Annotated in this window: 13 protein-coding genes and 1 riboswitch; of the genes, 9 read left to right on the top strand and 4 right to left on the bottom strand. The window is 65.3% G+C overall.

The genetic code is table 11. The features are described from left to right. Nucleotides 1-110 precede the first annotated feature (110 nt). Entirely contained in the window at nucleotides 111-2,429 is a 2,319-nt protein-coding gene (locus CRO39_RS14225) for a ribonucleoside-diphosphate reductase subunit alpha (protein WP_097122808.1), read from the top strand. 61 nt (nucleotides 2,430-2,490) lie between these two features. On the opposite strand, the gene CRO39_RS14220 is transcribed toward CRO39_RS14225, so the two are convergent. Next, a complete protein-coding gene (locus CRO39_RS14220; protein WP_097122621.1) occupies nucleotides 2,491-2,847 on the bottom strand; it encodes a four helix bundle protein in 357 nt (118 codons plus the stop codon). 18 nt (nucleotides 2,848-2,865) lie between these two features. On the opposite strand from CRO39_RS14220, the gene CRO39_RS14215 reads away from it, so the two are divergent. Both CRO39_RS14215 and CRO39_RS14210 read left to right on the top strand, forming a co-directional pair. Further along, nucleotides 2,866-3,909 (top strand): ribonucleotide-diphosphate reductase subunit beta, encoded by a 1,044-nt coding sequence (locus CRO39_RS14215; RefSeq protein ID WP_097122807.1) that lies wholly within the window; start codon nucleotides 2,866-2,868, stop codon nucleotides 3,907-3,909. Between the two features lie 203 nt (nucleotides 3,910-4,112). Continuing rightward, the gene (locus CRO39_RS14210; RefSeq protein ID WP_097122620.1) at nucleotides 4,113-4,514 is read left to right on the top strand and encodes an acyl-CoA thioesterase; all 402 of its coding nucleotides are present in this window, start codon (nucleotides 4,113-4,115) and stop codon (nucleotides 4,512-4,514) included. A gap of 119 nt (nucleotides 4,515-4,633) precedes the next feature. Here CRO39_RS14210 and metE read toward each other — a convergent pair whose 3' ends face one another. Further along, nucleotides 4,634-6,910: a 5-methyltetrahydropteroyltriglutamate--homocysteine S-methyltransferase gene (gene metE, locus CRO39_RS14205; protein ID WP_097122619.1), complete on the bottom strand. Its 2,277-nt coding sequence runs from the start codon at nucleotides 6,908-6,910 to the stop codon at nucleotides 4,634-4,636. 215 nt (nucleotides 6,911-7,125) lie between these two features. Continuing rightward, nucleotides 7,126-7,443: riboswitch (cobalamin riboswitch) on the bottom strand. A 90-nt stretch (nucleotides 7,444-7,533) separates the two neighbouring features. Between metE and purU the strand changes: the two genes are divergently transcribed. Continuing rightward, nucleotides 7,534-8,385 carry a formyltetrahydrofolate deformylase gene (gene purU, locus CRO39_RS14200; protein WP_097122618.1) on the top strand — a complete coding sequence of 284 codons (852 nt, stop codon included), beginning with the start codon at nucleotides 7,534-7,536 and terminating at the stop codon, nucleotides 8,383-8,385. A gap of 63 nt (nucleotides 8,386-8,448) precedes the next feature. Here purU and CRO39_RS14195 read toward each other — a convergent pair whose 3' ends face one another. Further along, entirely contained in the window at nucleotides 8,449-9,786 is a 1,338-nt protein-coding gene (locus CRO39_RS14195; protein WP_162125929.1) for an APC family permease, read from the bottom strand. Nucleotides 9,787-10,135: 349 nt separating this feature from the next. Here CRO39_RS14195 and CRO39_RS14190 point away from each other — a divergent pair, with 349 nt between their 5' ends. The 5 genes from CRO39_RS14190 to CRO39_RS14170 all read left to right on the top strand — a co-directional run bounded on the left by CRO39_RS14190 (nucleotide 10,136) and on the right by CRO39_RS14170 (nucleotide 15,490). After that, nucleotides 10,136-11,461: a M20 family metallopeptidase gene (locus CRO39_RS14190; RefSeq protein WP_162125930.1), complete on the top strand. Its 1,326-nt coding sequence runs from the start codon at nucleotides 10,136-10,138 to the stop codon at nucleotides 11,459-11,461. Between the two features lie 83 nt (nucleotides 11,462-11,544). Then, nucleotides 11,545-12,360: an NADPH-dependent 7-cyano-7-deazaguanine reductase QueF gene (gene queF, locus CRO39_RS14185; RefSeq protein WP_097122615.1), complete on the top strand. Its 816-nt coding sequence runs from the start codon at nucleotides 11,545-11,547 to the stop codon at nucleotides 12,358-12,360. A gap of 109 nt (nucleotides 12,361-12,469) precedes the next feature. Then, entirely contained in the window at nucleotides 12,470-12,775 is a 306-nt protein-coding gene (locus CRO39_RS14180) for a LysM peptidoglycan-binding domain-containing protein (RefSeq protein ID WP_097122614.1), read from the top strand. A gap of 40 nt (nucleotides 12,776-12,815) precedes the next feature. Further along, nucleotides 12,816-13,289, top strand: coding sequence for a hypothetical protein (locus CRO39_RS14175; protein WP_097122613.1), 474 nt, complete (start codon nucleotides 12,816-12,818; stop codon nucleotides 13,287-13,289). Nucleotides 13,290-13,798: 509 nt separating this feature from the next. Further along, on the top strand, nucleotides 13,799-15,490 hold the full coding sequence (locus CRO39_RS14170) for a sodium:solute symporter (protein ID WP_202926348.1): 1,692 nt from the start codon (nucleotides 13,799-13,801) through the stop codon (nucleotides 15,488-15,490). Nucleotides 15,491-15,732: 242 nt separating this feature from the next. Here CRO39_RS14170 and CRO39_RS20295 read toward each other — a convergent pair whose 3' ends face one another. Continuing rightward, nucleotides 15,733-16,419 carry an XAC0095 family protein gene (locus CRO39_RS20295; RefSeq protein WP_102047697.1) on the bottom strand — a complete coding sequence of 229 codons (687 nt, stop codon included), beginning with the start codon at nucleotides 16,417-16,419 and terminating at the stop codon, nucleotides 15,733-15,735. Nucleotides 16,420-16,586: the final 167 nt, after the last annotated feature.

Below are 16,586 nucleotides of genomic sequence, written 5' to 3'. Positions count from 1 at the left end.
GGAACACAGCCGTGACCCAGAACGAAACCACCGCCGTTGCCGACGCCAGCGGCCAGACCCTGTCCGCCAACAGCGAGTTCCTGCTGACCCCGCCGCCCACCGCCACCGCGATGAGCGTGACCAAGCGCAACGGCAGCCGCGAGCCGGTGGATCTGAACAAGATCGTGCGCGCCGTGCAGCGCAACTGCGAAGGCCTGCACGCCATCGACCCGATGCGCGTGGCCACCCGCACCATTTCCGGCCTGTACGACGGCGCCAGCACCCGCGAACTGGACGAGCTGTCGATCCGCACCGCCGCGCTGCTGACCGCCGAGGAACCCGAGTACAGCCGCCTGGCCGCACGCCTGCTGGCCGGCTGCATCGGCAAGGAAGTCACCGGCCAGGAAATCCACGCGTTCTCGCAATCGATCGCGCGCGGCCACGAAGTCGGCCTGATCAACGACCGCCTGCTCGGTTTCGTGCAGACCAATGCGCGCAAGCTCAATGACGCGCTGGATCATTCGCTGGACATGCATTTCGACTACTTCGGCCTGCGCACGCTGTACGACCGCTACCTGCTGCGCCATCCGCACACGCGCAAGGTCATCGAAACGCCGCAACAGTTCTTCCTGCGCATCGCCTGCGCACTGAGCGAGGACGTGCCCGAGGCGCTGGCGCTGTACCGGCGCATGGGCAACCTGGACTACCTGCCCAGTTCGCCGACGCTGTTCAACTCCGGCACCACCCATGAGCAGCTGTCCTCGTGCTTCCTGCTGGACTCGCCGCAGGATTCGCTGGAATCGATCTACCAGAAGTACGGCGACATCGCCCAGCTCAGCAAGTTCAGCGGCGGCATCGGCGTCAGCTACACGCGGGTGCGTTCGCGCGGTTCGCTGATCAAATCGACCAACGGCCACTCCAACGGCATCGTGCCGTGGCTGAAGACGCTGGATTCCTCGGTGGCCGCGGTCAACCAGGGCGGCAAGCGCAAGGGCGCGGCCTGCGTCTACCTGGAGCCGTGGCACGCGGACGTGGAAGAGTTTCTGGAGCTGCGCGAGAACACCGGCGACGAGGCGCGCCGCACGCACAACCTCAACCTGGCCAACTGGGTGCCGGATCTGTTCATGCAGCGGGTCGAAAGCGACGGCGACTGGTCGCTGTTCGACCCGCGCGTGGTACCGGAATTCACCGACCTGTTCGGCGAGGCCTTCGAGCGCGCCTACACCCAGGCCGAAGCGCAGGGCAAGGCGGTCAAGACGGTCAAGGCGCGCGAACTGTACGCGCGGATGATGCGCACGCTGGCGCAGACCGGCAACGGCTGGATGACCTTCAAGGACAAATGCAACAGGGCCAGCAACCAGACCGCCAGGGCCGGCAACGTCATCCACCTGTCCAACCTGTGCACCGAGATCCTGGAAGTGACCTCGGCCGAGGAGACCGCGGTCTGCAACCTGGGCTCGATCAACCTCAGCCATCACCTGGACGAGGATCAGTTCTTCGACTTCGACAAGCTGGCCGAAACGGTGCGGCTGGCGGTGCGCCAGCTGGACCGGGTGATCGATCTGAATTTCTATCCGATCGAATCGGCGCGCCGCGGCAACCTGCGCTGGCGCCCGGTCGGGCTGGGCGTGATGGGCCTGCAGGATGTGTTCTTCAAGCTGCGCCTGGCCTTCGACAGCGAGGCCGCGCGCGCGCTGTCGGCCAAGATCGCCGAGAACATCTATTACCACGCGCTGGAAACCTCGGTGGAACTGGCCGAAGAACGCGGCCGGCACCCGTCCTTCGCCGAAACCCGCGCAGCGCAGGGCGAACTGCAGTTCGACGCCTGGGGCATCGTGCCCAGCGACCAGAACCGCTGGAACACGCTGCGCGGACGCATCCAGGAAAGCGGCCTGCGCAATTCGCTGCTGATCGCCATCGCCCCGACCGCCACCATCGCCTCGATTGCCGGCTGCTACGAATGCGTGGAGCCGCAGGTGTCCAATCTGTTCAAGCGCGAGACGCTGTCCGGCGACTTCCTGCAGGTCAACCGCTATCTGGTGAACGAACTGAAGAAGCTGGGCCTGTGGACGCCGGAAATCCGCGATGTCATCAAGCAGGCCGAAGGCTCGGTGCAGGGCATCGCGCAGATCCCCGATACGCTGCGGCAGATCTACCGCACCGCCTGGGAAATCCCGATGCGCTCGCTGATCGACATGGCCGCCGACCGCGGCGCCTTCATCGACCAATCGGCATCGCTGAACCTGTTCATGGAAAGCCCCAACATCGGCGCGATGTCGTCGATGTACATGTACGCGTGGAAGAAGGGCATCAAGACCACCTACTACCTGCGCTCGCGCCCGGCCACCAAGATCGCCAAGACCACGGTGGGCGAAGCGAAGGCCTACGCGCCCGCGGAAGCGGTTTCCTGTTCGCTGGAGAATCCGGAGAGCTGCGAAGCGTGCCAGTGAGGCAGGAGTGAGTGATGAGGAGTGAGAAACGAGGGGAAAGCGGCGTGCTTCTGCGCGCTCCTCATCGCTCGTTTCTCTTTCTTCGGCGCAATGCGGTAAGCATCCGGCTGGTTTCATCTATCGCCGCCCGGACACCGGCCGTTCGCGCAGACGGAAACCAACCAAAGTCCTCACACAGCGTCATCATGGTTTCCACTTCCGACAGCGAACCATGCGCAATCGTCAAGAAATGGAGCTTGTCGCGGGGCGATTCGCGGGTCCACCCCTCCGCGATGTTCGTCGCAACCGAAACTGCGGCACGCGTGAGCTGGCTGCGCATGCCATATACCTCTTCCCTCGGCAAAAGGGGAACCAACCCATACACCCCGCGGGCGACCTCCATCGCCTTCCGCCACACCAACGCATTCTGGTAGTGCATATGACCTCCAATGTCACCATGGATACATCTTCCCTCATTTCTCACTCCTCTCCACTCGTTTCTCGCCTCCTCTCCCCCGGCTTCGAGCTGACCCTGCGCCCAATGCGGTATCCGCAGTTCTACGAGATGTACCGCAACGCCATCCGCAATACCTGGACGGTGGAAGAGGTCGACTTTTCGCTGGATACCAACGACCTGAAGAACAAGTTCGGGCCGGCCGAGCGGCATCTGATCGAGCGGTTGATCGCGTTCTTCGCCACCGGCGATTCCATCGTCTCCAACAACCTGGTACTCAACCTGTACCAGCACATCAACGCGCCGGAAGCGCGCATGTACCTGTCGCGGCAGCTGTACGAGGAAGCGCTGCATGTGCAGTTCTACCTGACCCTGCTGGACACCTACCTGCCGGACCCTAACGAGCGCGCCAGGGCGTTCGCAGCGGTAGAGAACATCCCGTCCATCCGCAAGAAGGCCGAGTTCTGCTTCAAGTGGATCGACTCCATCCAGGACCTGCGCCGCATCGAGACGCGCGAGCAGCGCCGGCAGTTCCTGCTCAACATGGTCTGCTTCGCCGGCTGCATCGAAGGATTGTTCTTCTTCGGCGCCTTCGCCTATGTCTACTACCTGCGCTCGCGCGGTCTGCTGCACGGGCTGGCCAGCGGCACCAACTGGGTGTTCCGCGACGAGAGCTGCCATATGGCTTTCGCGTTCGAGGTCATCCGTACCGCGCGCGAGGAAGAACCAGACCTCATCGATGACGAGTTCAAGGCCCAGGTCGTGCAGATGATGCGCGAGGCGGTGGAATGCGAGGTCGCCTTCGCCGAGGACGCGCTGTCCAGCGGCGTGGCCGGGCTGTCGCTGAAGGACATGCGCCAGTACCTGCAATACTGCGCCGACCAGCGCATGGCGCAGCTGGGCATGCCCAAGCATTTCGGTTCGACCAACCCGTTCCCGTTCATGGATCTGCAGGATGTGCAGGAACTGACCAACTTCTTCGAGCGCCGCGTCTCGGCCTACCAGGTCGGCGTGCAGGGCGAGGTCGGTTTCGATCACGCGTTCTGATGGAACAATGGGTTGTGGGAGCGACGTCAGTCGCGACAGCGCGAAAGAGCCATTGAAGCACGCCTCTTCGCCGTCCGGACGCGCTGCGGCGCGTTCTTCGTTGTTGGCGCCGAATGGCTATCGGGGCGCCGTCGCGACTGACGTCGCTCCCACAACCGCCTGCGCTATGCTGCGGCCGGGAGCAGGCGAACCGGAGCACCGTCATGAGTGAACATCCTTCCGCCGAGCCGCGCCCCACCGAAGCGCGGTTGCTGCATATGGTCTTTCCCGACCATACCAACCATCTGGGCACGCTGTTCGGCGGCCAGGCGCTGGCCTGGATGGACATGTCGGCCTTCATCGTCGCCTCGCGCTATGCGCGCTCCACCGTCGTCACCGCGCGGTCGGAACAGGTCGATTTCAACCTGCCCATCCACAAGGGCGATTTGGTCGAAGTGGTCGCGCGCATCGTCAAGGTCGGACGCAGTTCGATGCATGTGGATGTGGACGTGATCACCGAGGACCTGCTGAGCGGCGACCGCAAGCTGTGCACGCGGGGGCATTTCGTGATGATCGCGCTGGACCCGCTGGGCCGGCCGACCCAGGCGCCGCCGTTGCCGACCTGAAATTTTGTCCTTGTAGGAGCGACGTTTTTTTAGCAGCCGAATGGCTGGTCAAGTCGCGATGAAGCTTTCATGGGAATGCCTCATCGCGACTCACGTCGCTCCTACAAATAAGGTTTGTCCTACGCCGCCCGCATCGCCTTGGCCGCCGACACCATCGCCGTCAGCGCGGTGCGCACTTCCGGCCAGCCGCGGGTTTTCAGCCCGCAATCGGGGTTGACCCAGATCTGCTCCGGCGCCAGCACCGCTTTGGCTTTCTGCAGCAACGCCAGCATCTCGTTCTGGTCCGGCACGCGCGGCGAATGGATGTCGTAGACGCCGGGGCCGATCTCGTTGGGATAGCGGAACCTGACGAAGGCGTCCAGCAGTTCCATCCGCGAGCGCGAGGTCTCGATGGAAATGACGTCGGCATCCATCGCCGCCACCGCGTCGATGATGTCGTTGAATTCCGAGTAGCACATGTGGGTATGGATCTGGGTGCGGTCCTGCACGCCGGAGGCGGCAATGCGGAAGCATTCCACCGCCCACTCCAGATAGGCCTTCCAGTCGCCGCGGCGCAGCGGCAGGCCTTCGCGGATGGCTGGTTCGTCGATCTGGATCACGCCGATGCCGGCCGCTTCCAGATCCCGCACTTCATCGCGCAACGCCAGCGCGATCTGCCGGCAGGTGCGCGCGCGATCCTGATCGTCGCGCACGAACGACCACTGCAGCACCGTCACCGGCCCGGTCAGCATCCCTTTCATCGGCCGGTCGGTCAGCGACTGCGCATACTGCGACCAGCGCACCGTCATCGGTTGCGGGCGGGCGACATCGCCATAGATGATCGGCGGCTTGACGCAACGCGATCCGTAGCTCTGCACCCAGCCCTGCTTGGTGAACGCAAAGCCGTCCAGCTGTTCGCCGAAATACTCGACCATGTCGTTGCGTTCGAATTCGCCATGCACCAGCACGTCCAGGCCAATGGTTTCCTGGAAGCGCACGCAGCGCTCGGTCTCGGCGGCCAGGAAGGCGTCGTAGTCGGCAGCGGACAGCTTGCCGGACTTGTGCCTGGCGCGCGCTTCGCGCACTTCATGGGTCTGCGGGAACGAGCCGATGGTGGTGGTGGGATAGGCCGGCAACCGCAACGCCTGGCTTTGCAGCGGCCGCCGCGCGGCATAGCCGGCCGCGCGGCTCGCATCGTCCGGGGTCAGCGCCGCCAGGCGTTCGGCGACTTGCGGGTTATGCACGCGCGCAGACAATCGCCGCGACTCCAGGCGCTCGCGCGCCAGCGCCAGCCCGGCGTCGGCGGATCGCTGCCCGGCCAGCGCGTCGGCCAGCAGCTTCAGTTCGGCGATCTTCTGCCGCGCGAACGCCAGCCAGCCATGCACGTCGGCCGGCAGCGACTTCTCGCTGTCCAGATCCACCGGCACATGCAGCAGCGAACACGACGGCGCCAGCCACAGGCGCTCGGCGCCGACATGGCCGGCGGCATAGCGCGCCAGCGTCAGCGCATTGTCCAGGTTGGCCCGCCATACGTTGCGGCCGTCGACCAGCCCCAGCGACAGCACACGCGGACGCGGCAGCGCCTTCAGCACCGCATCCAGTTCCTCCTTGCCGCGCACCAGGTCCACATGCAGGCCCTCGACCGGCAACTCCATGGCCAGTGCCAGGTTGCCGCCCAGCGCGCCGAAGTACGGCGTCAGCAGCAGCTTCGGCCGCTCGGTCTGCGCCAGCGCGGCATAGGCGGTGCGGTAGGCCGCATGGTCGTCGGCGTCCAGATCCAGCGCCAGGCAGGGCTCGTCCATCTGCACCCAGTCGGCACCGGCGGCTTTCAGCCGGCCCAGCAGTTCGGCATAGACCGGCAGCAGGCGTTCCAGCAGGTCCAGGCGGTCGCTGCCGTCCACGGTCTTGGACAGCAGCAGGAAGCTGACCGGCCCCAGCAGCACCGGCCGCGAGGCGAATCCGGCCGCGCGCGCCTCCAGGTATTCGGCCACCGGCTTGTCGCCGCGCAGGCGGAACTGCTGGTCGCGGTGCAGCTCGGGCACCAGGTAGTGATAGTTGGTGTCGAACCACTTGGTCATTTCCAGCGCGCGCAGATCCACGCCGCCCTGCTGCACGCCACGCGCCAGCGCGAAATAGCCGGCCAGCGGATCGGCATCGGCCAGCGCGCGGTACGGATCAGGTATGGCGTCGAACAGGAAGGCCGTGTCCAGCACATGGTCGTACAGCGAGAAGTCGTTGCTGGGCACGATGCCGGCGCCGGCATCGGCCTGCAGCCGCCAGTGGCGCCGGCGCAGTTCGCGGCCGCTGTCCTGGAGCTGGGCAGCGGAAGATTCGCCGCGCCAGTAGGCTTCCAGCGCGTGCTTGAGTTCGCGGCGGGCGCCGATGCGCGGAAAGCCGAGATTGGTTACCAGTGTCATGTTGCGTTTCCTCATGCGGTGTCGGATGAGGAACGAAGGAACCGCGCGGCGCGCACGGCGCCTTTGCGCGGTGCCCGTCACGCCAGCGACCTTCGCCCCCGCGGGCGAGCCGGAACCGCACGGGGCGAGGGCACAGGGCAGCGCGCACGGCAACGCGCGCCATGCGGATGCTCCGGCCACCTCCCCGCGGAGGTTCCAGGTCAGACGGAGGACGGATAGGTCCTCCGGCCGGGGCAGGTCTTCGGGCTTATGGACGTGGAGCGAGGAACGAGTGGGGAGTAGTGAGAAACGAGTGGAAAGCGGCAATGGCCGGCTTTTACTCGTTCCTCGCTACTCGTTCCTCGTTTCTGCTCCTTCCTAGCTCACCGCTTCCCAAGGTCGGTGCCTCAGTGCCAATGGCGAGTTCGTTTCCAAATACCGCTGCGGGGCAGCGCCGGAATTGGGCCGCGATCAGCGGTCCGCACCGGCTTCCCATTTAATTTCATCGCTTCATCTGCATGAAGCGATGAAAACCTTCGACGAGCGCACGTTACCGGCAGGCCCGGGCGCCGTCAAGCGGGGCATTCGGCATCCGGCCCGGCACCGCGGATTGACTTGTCGGCAACGCTGCCTATCCTCGCCCGATGCGCCACGACCACATCCTTACCCTGTCCTGCCCGGATCGCACCGGCATCGTCTACCGCGTCACCGGGCTGCTGTTCGAGTCCGGCTGCAACATCCTGGACGCCCAGCAGTTCGGCGACGAAGAATCCGGGCGCTTCTTCCTGCGCGTGCATTTCGACGTGCCCGGCCCGGCGGAAATCGACATCCTGCAGGAAGGCTTCGCCTCGCTGGCCGAGGTGTTCGGCATGGACTGGCAGATCCACGACGCGCGCCGGCGCGCGCGGCTGCTGGTGCTGGTCAGCAAGCAGGGGCACTGCCTCAACGACCTGCTGTTCCGCGCGCACAGCCGGCAGCTGCCGGTGGACATTGCCGCGGTGGCGTCCAACCACGAAGACTTCGCGCCGTTGGCCGCGTCCTACGGCATCCCGTTCCACCACCTGCCGGTCAGCGCCGACACGCGCGCCGAGCAGGAGCGGCGCCTGCTGGATCTGATCGATCTGGAACGCATCGACCTGGTGGTGCTGGCGCGCTACATGCAGATCCTGTCGCCGCAACTATGCGATGCGCTGGCGGGCCGCGCGATCAACATCCATCACAGCTTCCTGCCCAGCTTCAAGGGCGCCAAGCCCTACCACCAGGCGCACCAGCGCGGGGTCAAGATCATCGGCGCCACCGCTCACTACGTGACCCGGGATCTGGACGAAGGCCCGATCATCGAACAGGACGTGGCCCGCGTCGATCACGCCATGACCCCGCGCGACCTGGTCCGCCTGGGCAGCGATACCGAATCGCTGGTGCTGGCACGCGCGGTGCGCCGGCATGTGGAGCACCGCATCCTGCTCAACGGCCACCGCACGGTGGTGTTTCGGTAGGGCGGGCCTGATTCCCTTCTCCCTCTGGGAGAAGGGAAATGCAGATCCATGGGTCTTGCGGAACTACCGCGGTTTCAACCCCCGCACCACCGCATAGACGATGACCAGCACGCCCAGCGCCACGCCAATCGCCAGCCATTCGCGCGAGGTCAACGTGGCCACGATGGCGGTCATCGCCGTCACCGCCAGCAGCGGAATCAACGGGCCGCCCTTCAATACGAACGGCTCGCCGCGTTCGCGCAGATCCACCGCCTGCGCGCGCCAGGCCGCGGCGCCGACCAGCACGTAGACCAGGCAGATCGCGCCGCCGGAAATCAGCACCAGCGCCTCGAAACTGCCCAGCACCGCAAACAGGCAGCCCAGCCCGGCATGGGTGAACAACGCCAGCAGCGGTACCCGGTGCGATGCGCTGACCCGGCTGTAGGCGTGCGGCAGAAAACCATCGCGGCCCAGCGCGAACAGCAGCCGCGAAGAACCCAGCAGATTGCCCAGCAGGAACCCAGCCATCGACACGCAGGCGGTGACCAGCAACAGCGCGCGCGCCGGTGCCCATAGCGCGCCGGCGGTATCGGCAATCGGCACGCCGCTGCTGGCCAGCGCGCCACCCAGCAGGCCCTGGCCGACAATCTGCAGGCCCAGGTACAGCAGCACCACCAGCAGGATGGCCACCATCGTGGCGCGCGGCACGTTGCGCGCCGGATTGCGCAATTCGCCCGATGGCACCAGCGCGGTTTCCATGCCCGAATAGGCAAACATCACCAGCACCATCGACGAGCCCAGCGCCGCCCACGACGGCGCCGCGCCAATGCTGAAACTGACCTGCGTCCAATCGACGAAGAACAGGCCCACCGCCACCAGCGCAAACAGCGGCGTCAGCTTCAGCGCCGCCAGCGTTGTGATGGCGCGCGCGCCCAGCTTCACCCCGAACGCATTGAGCGCGAATATGCCCACATAGACCGCCAGCAGCAGCAATGCGCGCGGCAACGGCGGTGCCAGCGCCGGCACCAGGCTGGCGACCTGGATCGACAGCGCCGCGGCCACGCCGGCGCTGGAGGCGACATTGCAGATCCACATCAGCGCGCCGGCGATGAATCCGGCGAACGGCCCGAACGCCGCGCTGACATAGGTGTACGGCCCGCCGGTGGCCGCGGCGCGGCTGCCGATGGCGGCAAAGCACAGCGCGATGGGAATGATGGCCAGCGCGCCAGCCACCAGCGACAACGGCGCGGCGATGCCCATCTGCCCCGACAATGCCGCCGGCATCTTGAAGATGCCGCCGCCGACGATGACATTGATGACCGCCGCAGTCAGCGCAAAGCTGCCCACCGCGCGGATCAGCGCGGCCTCGCCTTCCAGCGCGGCGGGGGCGGGGGCAGCTGGTTCTGGATTGGTTTGGCTCATCATCGTCCTCTTCGGCAGCGCCGCAGCGTCGCATGCCGCGGCGGCGATTGCGAGTTTGATTGGCGTCTAATCTCAGCTTCCTTCTCCCTCCGGGAGAAGGTGCCCGAAGGGCGGATGAGGGAATGGCAACGACTCGCCGCTGGCCTTTGCTACAAGCGGTTGCTTCCTTCCCTCATCCGTCGCTGCGCGCCACCTTCTCCCGGAGGGAGAAGGAAAGACCCACGCGTGCCTTTTCCCCACCCAGTTGGGCGACGCTAATCAGGTTTTTGGAAGGAGGAAGGCCCACCTCCCACCCCAGCCCGGGCGCAGACCGGTTAGCATCGGGGCCAGTCCACGATTGGAGTTGCCGATGCGTATTGCCCGCCGCCCTGGTTCCGTCATGTTGATGCTTGCGCTGGCCGCCGCCTTTGCCGCCGATGCGCAGGAAGTCCCCGGCCAGCGTCCCGAAGTGACCGCCGCCGCCAAGCAGTTGCAGTCCAAGGTGGTGGACTGGCGCCGCGACTTCCATCAGCACCCGGAGCTGTCCAACCGCGAGCAGCGCACCGCCGCCAAGGTCGCCGAGCACCTGCGCGCGCTGGGCCTGCAACCGCGCACCGGCATTGCCCATCACGGCGTCGTCGCCATCATCAAGGGCGGCAAGCCGGGCCCGAAGATTGGGCTGCGCGCGGACATGGACGCGCTGCCGGTGACCGAACAGACCGGCCTGCCGTTCGCCTCCAAGGCCACCGCCAGCTACCGCGGCGAAACCGTCGGCGTCATGCATGCCTGCGGCCACGATGCCCATACCGGCATCCTGATGGGCGTGGCCGAGGCGCTGGTGGCGATGAAGGACGAGCTGCCCGGCGAAATCATGCTGATCTTCCAGCCTGCCGAGGAAGGCCCGCCAGCCGGCGAGGACGGCGGTGCCTCGATGATGCTGGCCGAAGGCCTGTTCAAGGACTTCAAGCCGGAGGCGGTATTCGGCCTGCATGTGTTCTCGTCGGTGCCGGTGGGCCAGATCGCGGTGCGGCAGGGGCCGCTGATGGCCGCCTCGGACAGTTTCAGCATCAAGGTCATCGGCCGCCAGACCCACGGCTCGCGGCCGTGGGGCGGCGTGGATCCCATCGTCGCCACCGCGGACCTGATTGGCACCGCGCAGACCATCGTCAGCCGCCGCAGCGATCTGGCCAAGCAGCCGGCAGTGGTGACCTTCGGCGCCATCAAGGGCGGCATCCGCTACAACATCATTCCCGACGACGTGGAAATGGTCGGCACCATCCGCACCTTCGACGAGGAAATGCGGCAGAAGATCTTCGCCGATCTGAAGAACGTCTCCGAGCATGTGGCCGCCGCGCATGGCGCGCGGGTCGAAGCCAAGGTGCCGGACACCGACGGCAACCCCGCCACCGTCAACGACCCGGCGCTGACCGCGCGCATGCTGCCCAGCCTGCAGGCGGCGGTGGGCAAGGACAACGTGTTCGAGCCGCCGTTGCAGATGGGCGCCGAGGACTTCTCGTTCTACGCCAAGGAAGTGCCGTCGATGTTCTTCTTCGTCGGCGCCACCGCCGCCGGCACCGACCCGGCCACCGCGCCCAGCAACCACTCGCCGCAGTTCCTGCTGGACGAGAAGTCGCTGGACGTCGGCTTCCGCGCGCTGATGCAGGTGGCGCTGGACTACCTGCACGCCGGCAGCTGATCGCAGCCCGCAAGGCTGTATCGCCGCCAACCGCCGGCCGGCTTGACCCGGCCGGCGCCATGGCCTGCCTATAAAATGCGGCGATGAATACGCCGCAAGATTCGATGCTGGGCCGGGACGTCGCCTACCCCAGCCAGTTCGACCCCAGCCTGCTGTTTCCCATCCCGCGCGCCGCCGCGCGCGAGTCGATCGGCATCATCCCCGATGCCTTGCCGTTCATCGGCCACGACCGCTGGCATGCCTATGAACTGAGCTGGCTGGACGCGCGCGGCAAGCCGCGCGTGGCCACCGCCACCTTCACCGTGCCCTGCGATTCGCCGCACCTGATCGAATCCAAATCGCTGAAGCTGTACCTGAACTCGCTCAACGCCACCCGCTTCAACAGCGATACCGCGGTGCTGGACCGCATCACCCTGGACCTGTCGGTGCGCACCGGCGCCGATGTGGCGGTGGCGTTCGGGCTGCCGCCGCTGGCCGAGCTGGAGGAAGGCGAATCGCTGGACACGCTGGATATCGAAATCGATCACTACGGCCCGCCACAGGCCGACTACCTGGTCGCCGACCGGCAGGCCATCGTCACCGAAGTGCTGAGCTCGCAACTGCTGAAATCCAACTGCCCGGTCACCGGCCAGCCGGACTGGGCCAGCGTGATCATCCGCTACCACGGCCCGCGCATCGACCGCGGCGAGCTGCTGCGCTACCTGATCAGCTTCCGCGACCACGCCGAGTTCCACGAGCAATGCGTGGAGCGCCTGTTCCATGACCTGATGGCGCACTGCCGGCCGCAGGCGCTGTCGGTGGAGGCGCGCTACACCCGCCGCGGCGGACTGGACATCAATCCCTGGCGCGCTACTGCCGGTTTCCAGGCGCCCACCGCCCGGCGCGACCTGCGCCAGTAACCCCGGTTGTCCGCTGGCTGGATTCCTTCACGGTTGCGACATCATTTCTTAACAGTCTTCATGCAAGGCTAATCGCTGTCCCAACATCAGCACGGAAGGGTTGTTGATTATGAGCAGCGACAAGAAGGCCGACTTCTCCGGCGTCAGCGCCAACGTCGAAACGACCGAACAGAAAGTCGAGAAAGCCGATTTCTCCGGTGTTACCGCGCGCGTGGACAGCACCGAAGAGCTGGTCGGCGAGCAGACCTACACCATCGCCAAGGGCGATACCCTGTCCAAGATCGCCAAGGACCATTACGGCAGCGCCAATGCCTGGACGCGCATCTTCGAGGCCAACCGCGACGTCATCGACGATCCGGACAAGATCTTCCCAGGCCAGGTCATCAAGCTTCCCTCCCGGGACAGCAGCGCCTGAGCCAGCCCCTTTTTCTTCACATATTCAAGGACCGACAGCAATGAAGCCCAATCTCAAGACCTCCGCCCTGATGATCGCGCTGGCCGGCACAGTGGCGCTGGCCGCCTGCAAGAAGCAGGAAGAAGCGGTCACGCCTCCGCCGGCAGCCAGCGAGCCCGCACCGGCACCGATGGAGCCGGCCCCCGCCGCGGTTTCGGTCACCAGCGTCAACGTCGGCAACGCCGCCGGCACCGACATGAGCGTCGCGCCCATGACGAGCTTCGGCGTCAACGACAAGATCATCGTCTCGGTCAACACCCAGGGCGATGCCAGCAACCAGACCGTCGAAGCCAAGCTGACCTTCCAGGATGGTCAGGTCGCCGGCCAGCAATCGCAGGCGCTCAACACCACCGGCGCCGGCACCACCAACATCGAGTTCACCAACGCCAACCCCTGGCCGAAGGGCAAGTACAAGGTCGACGTGATGGTCAACGGCCAACCCGCCGGCATGACCCAGGAAATCGAAGTCAAGTAAGCACCCCTCTCTCCCACCTCCGTGGGCAAGCTTGGGCGCGGAGCCATCCGCGCCCATTTTTTTGCGCGTTTCCCACACGGCACCCAACCCCAAAACGCGCGATCCCGTAGTCCGGGTAAGGCCGAAGGCCGCACCCGGGGAACGGAAGGGTTACGTGTAGAGCACCCCGGGTGCCCCCGGATCAAGTCCGGGGTTACCCGGGGTTACGCCCCCTACCTTGTGGGAGCGACGTCAGTCGCGACGCGATGCTTCCATCGCGACTTACCCGTACCAACATGCCGGCACGATTCCCCCAGGATTCTGTTCGTGTTCTGTAGCCCAAGCCTGGGCAAGGCCAACTGGCTGACCCGGCCCACGGCTATCGGGCAATATTACACTTGCACCGCCCCGGCAATCCGCAAGGGCGCGGGCGTAATGTTTCGGTGCACAAGCCGCGGCCTGGATTTAAGGCGCTTATCGCTACCCCAACAATACAAGGGACCGACGTGCAAACCTCAATTCTGACCACCTTGGACTGGTTCGTCATCGGGTTGTATTTCACTGTGATAGGGGCGTTGGCGTGGTGGTACGGCCGACACCAGAAGGATAGCGTCGATTACTTTCTGGCCGGCCGCAACGCCGGCTTCATTACCATCGGCGCCTCGATTTTCACGTCCAACATCGGCTCGGAGCACATCGTCGGCCTCGCGGGCCAGGGCGCCGCGACCGGCATGGCGATGGCGCACTGGGAGCTGCACGCGTGGGTGCTGATCCTGCTCTCCGGCTTCTTCGTGCCGTTCTACTACAAGTCCGGCGTGCAAACGATTCCGGAGTTTCTGGAGCGCCGCTTCAACGCACGGGCGCGCACCATCCTCTCGGTAGTCTCACTGGTTGCGTATGTGTTCACCAAAGTCAGCGTGACCGTGTTCGCCGGCGCCATCGTGTTTCAGGCGCTGCTGCCGGATACCTTCGGCTCGCGCGACAACGCGTTCTGGGTGGGCGCATTCACCACCGTGATTCTCACCGGCATTTACACGGTGTTCGGTGGCATGCGCGCGATCATGGCGACCGCCGCTCCGCAGGCCGTGATCATCTTGTTCGGTTCGTTGGTGATCACGTTGACGGGCTTGAGCCAGCTCGGCGGCGGTGCCGGCGTGGGCGCGGGCTGGGGCGAGTTGGTCAGCACCGCCAGCGCCAATGCCGCGCAGTTCGCCCTGTGGCGGCCGCTGAGCGATCCCGATTTCCCCTGGCTCGGCGTCATGATCGCCTCGCCCATCATCGGCATCTGGTACTGGTGTACCGATCAGTACATCGTGCAGCGTGCGCTGTCGGCCAAGGATCTGCAGTCGGCGCGGCGTGGCGCGCTGTTCGGCGGCCTGCTCAAGGTGTGGCCGGTGCTGATCTTCCTGGTGCCGGGCATGATCGGATGGGCCTTGCACCAGAAGGGCTTGCTGGCGCTGCCCATGAAGATGGTCGATGGCGTCTCGGTGATCGACGGCGACACGGTGTTCCCGACGCTGGTGACCACGTTGCTGCCCTCGGGCATCCGCGGTTTGATCGTCGCGTGCCTGCTGGCGGCCCTGATGAGCTCGCTCGCGTCGCTGTTCAACTCGAGCGCCTCGCTGTTCACCGTCGATATTTACGAAAAGCTTCGGCCGGGTCAGTCGGAGCGGCACTTGTTGGCCGTGGGCCGCATCGCGACGACGGTGGTCGTAGTCGCGGGCCTGCTGTGGATTCCGGTAATGAAGGTGATCTCCGGCGGCGGCTTGTATCAATATCTGCAAAGCGTGCAGGGTTATCTCGCGCCGCCGATCACCGCGGTGTTCCTGCTCGGATTGTTCTGGAAACGTTTGAATGGCCGGGGCGCGGTGTGGGCGCTCGCCGGCGGCTTCGTGCTCGGCATGTTCAAGCTGACCTGCCAGGCCTTTTTCGGCGCAGGCAAGATCGAGGCGCCCGCATTCCTGGCCGCCATCGGCGATTTCAACTTTCTGTACGCGACCGGCATTCTGTTCGTCGCGAGCGCCATTCTGATGATCGTGGGCTCGCTGACCAGCGAGCCGCCGGCGGACGAGCAGATCAAAGGCCTGACTTACGCCTCGATCCGCGAGCTGCACGGCGAAGAGATCAGCCGCAGCTGGGACACCGGCAACAAAGTGTTGTCCGGGCTCATCGTCGCGCTGGTCCTCGGCTTGTATCTGTATTTCAGCTTCTGGCTGAACTGATCGCGTAGGAGCGCCGTCCCAGCGCGGGCTTTGCTTTTAGAAAAACCGGGTCAGAGTACCTTTCCTACTTAGAAATCGTACTCTGACCCCGTTTTCGGCTACACCACCTACCTTGTGGGAGCGACGTGAGTCGCGACGCGATGCGTCCGTCGCGACTTACCCGTACCGACAGCCGGCACGGTCCCTTTGCCCAAACGTCGACCCGGGACAACCCGGGCCGACGACAAAACACAACAAACCCGCTATTGCAACGTCCGGCTCAGGCCATCACCAAAGCCGTGTTGCGACCCCGGCCTCACGGCCGAGCCCACAACCCCAACGTCATACACAGCCCGCGTTTCGCCCACTCGGTTCAGCGGACCCCGCGGCCGCAGCCGCTGATCTTTCACTTTGCCCAGGATGGCACGCACGGCTTCCACCCCGTCATAGATGGCCTGTCCAATCAGCGGCAGTGTGTGGTCGGCGAATTCAGCCTCGTGGCTGCCCGCCACTACGTCCCCATGCGCCGAGACGGTCTGGATAAGCAGTTCCAGCGAATCAATCTGGTTCAGGGTGACGCCGAAGGTATAGGGTGCTGCGGCCGCGACAGAAATCTCCTGTATCTTCTCAGGCGCATCATCTTCGTCTTCGTCCTCATCTTCCTCGGTATCCGCAGCCGCTTCCGCCTCTACCGCCTTCGCCTTCCGCTCCGCCGGCCACGACAGCTCCTCCAACACCAATTCGACCTGCTCCGCCAGCAACTCCAGGCAGATCGAAATCTCGCCCACGCGCACCTCGGGCGCCCACTCCTGCGCCTCATCCGACGTGCGCGGCTGCGCCAGTCGCGACAGGAACTCCGTGTAATCGCGCAGCTTCTTCAGTCGGAACTGGCTGTCCTCCGGCAGGAAATAGCCGGGCATGTCCATCTCATCCGAATCGAATTTCGACATCGTTGCGTCCTCTTTCCATGAAGTGACCCGCAGCCGAACGGCGACGGGAAGTCGGGAGGTTAGAAACCGCTAGTAGTCGGCGGGCGTATTCCCCTTGCGGGTGTTGTATTAGCCGCCCTCCCGACGCAGGCATCGCGTCGGTTGTGCCCGAGAACTGGACACAAAAA

It is taken from the genome of Pseudoxanthomonas wuyuanensis (assembly GCF_900215535.1).
Taxonomy (GTDB): Bacteria; Pseudomonadota; Gammaproteobacteria; order Xanthomonadales; family Xanthomonadaceae; genus Pseudoxanthomonas_A; species Pseudoxanthomonas_A wuyuanensis.
The sequence above is the reverse complement of the archived record's forward strand: the minus strand, read 5'-3'. Positions and strand labels throughout refer to the sequence as shown.

Excerpts from the sequence above, each read along its gene's own strand:
- purU (WP_097122618.1), top strand. The coding sequence starts at position 7,534 with ATGCGCCACGACCACATCCTTACCCTGTCCTGCCCGGATCGCACCGGC.
- CRO39_RS14215 (WP_097122807.1), top strand. The coding sequence starts at position 2,866 with ATGGATACATCTTCCCTCATTTCTCACTCCTCTCCACTCGTTTCTCGC.
- queF (WP_097122615.1), top strand. The coding sequence starts at position 11,545 with ATGAATACGCCGCAAGATTCGATGCTGGGCCGGGACGTCGCCTACCCC.
- CRO39_RS14195 (WP_162125929.1), bottom strand. The coding sequence starts at position 9,786 with ATGAGCCAAACCAATCCAGAACCAGCTGCCCCCGCCCCCGCCGCGCTG.
- metE (WP_097122619.1), bottom strand. The coding sequence starts at position 6,910 with ATGACACTGGTAACCAATCTCGGCTTTCCGCGCATCGGCGCCCGCCGC.
- CRO39_RS14180 (WP_097122614.1), top strand. The coding sequence starts at position 12,470 with ATGAGCAGCGACAAGAAGGCCGACTTCTCCGGCGTCAGCGCCAACGTC.
- CRO39_RS14175 (WP_097122613.1), top strand. The coding sequence starts at position 12,816 with ATGAAGCCCAATCTCAAGACCTCCGCCCTGATGATCGCGCTGGCCGGC.
- CRO39_RS14210 (WP_097122620.1), top strand. The coding sequence starts at position 4,113 with ATGAGTGAACATCCTTCCGCCGAGCCGCGCCCCACCGAAGCGCGGTTG.
- CRO39_RS14225 (WP_097122808.1), top strand. The coding sequence starts at position 111 with ATGAGCGTGACCAAGCGCAACGGCAGCCGCGAGCCGGTGGATCTGAAC.
- CRO39_RS14190 (WP_162125930.1), top strand. The coding sequence starts at position 10,136 with ATGCGTATTGCCCGCCGCCCTGGTTCCGTCATGTTGATGCTTGCGCTG.
- CRO39_RS14220 (WP_097122621.1), bottom strand. The coding sequence starts at position 2,847 with ATGCACTACCAGAATGCGTTGGTGTGGCGGAAGGCGATGGAGGTCGCC.
- CRO39_RS20295 (WP_102047697.1), bottom strand. The coding sequence starts at position 16,419 with ATGTCGAAATTCGATTCGGATGAGATGGACATGCCCGGCTATTTCCTG.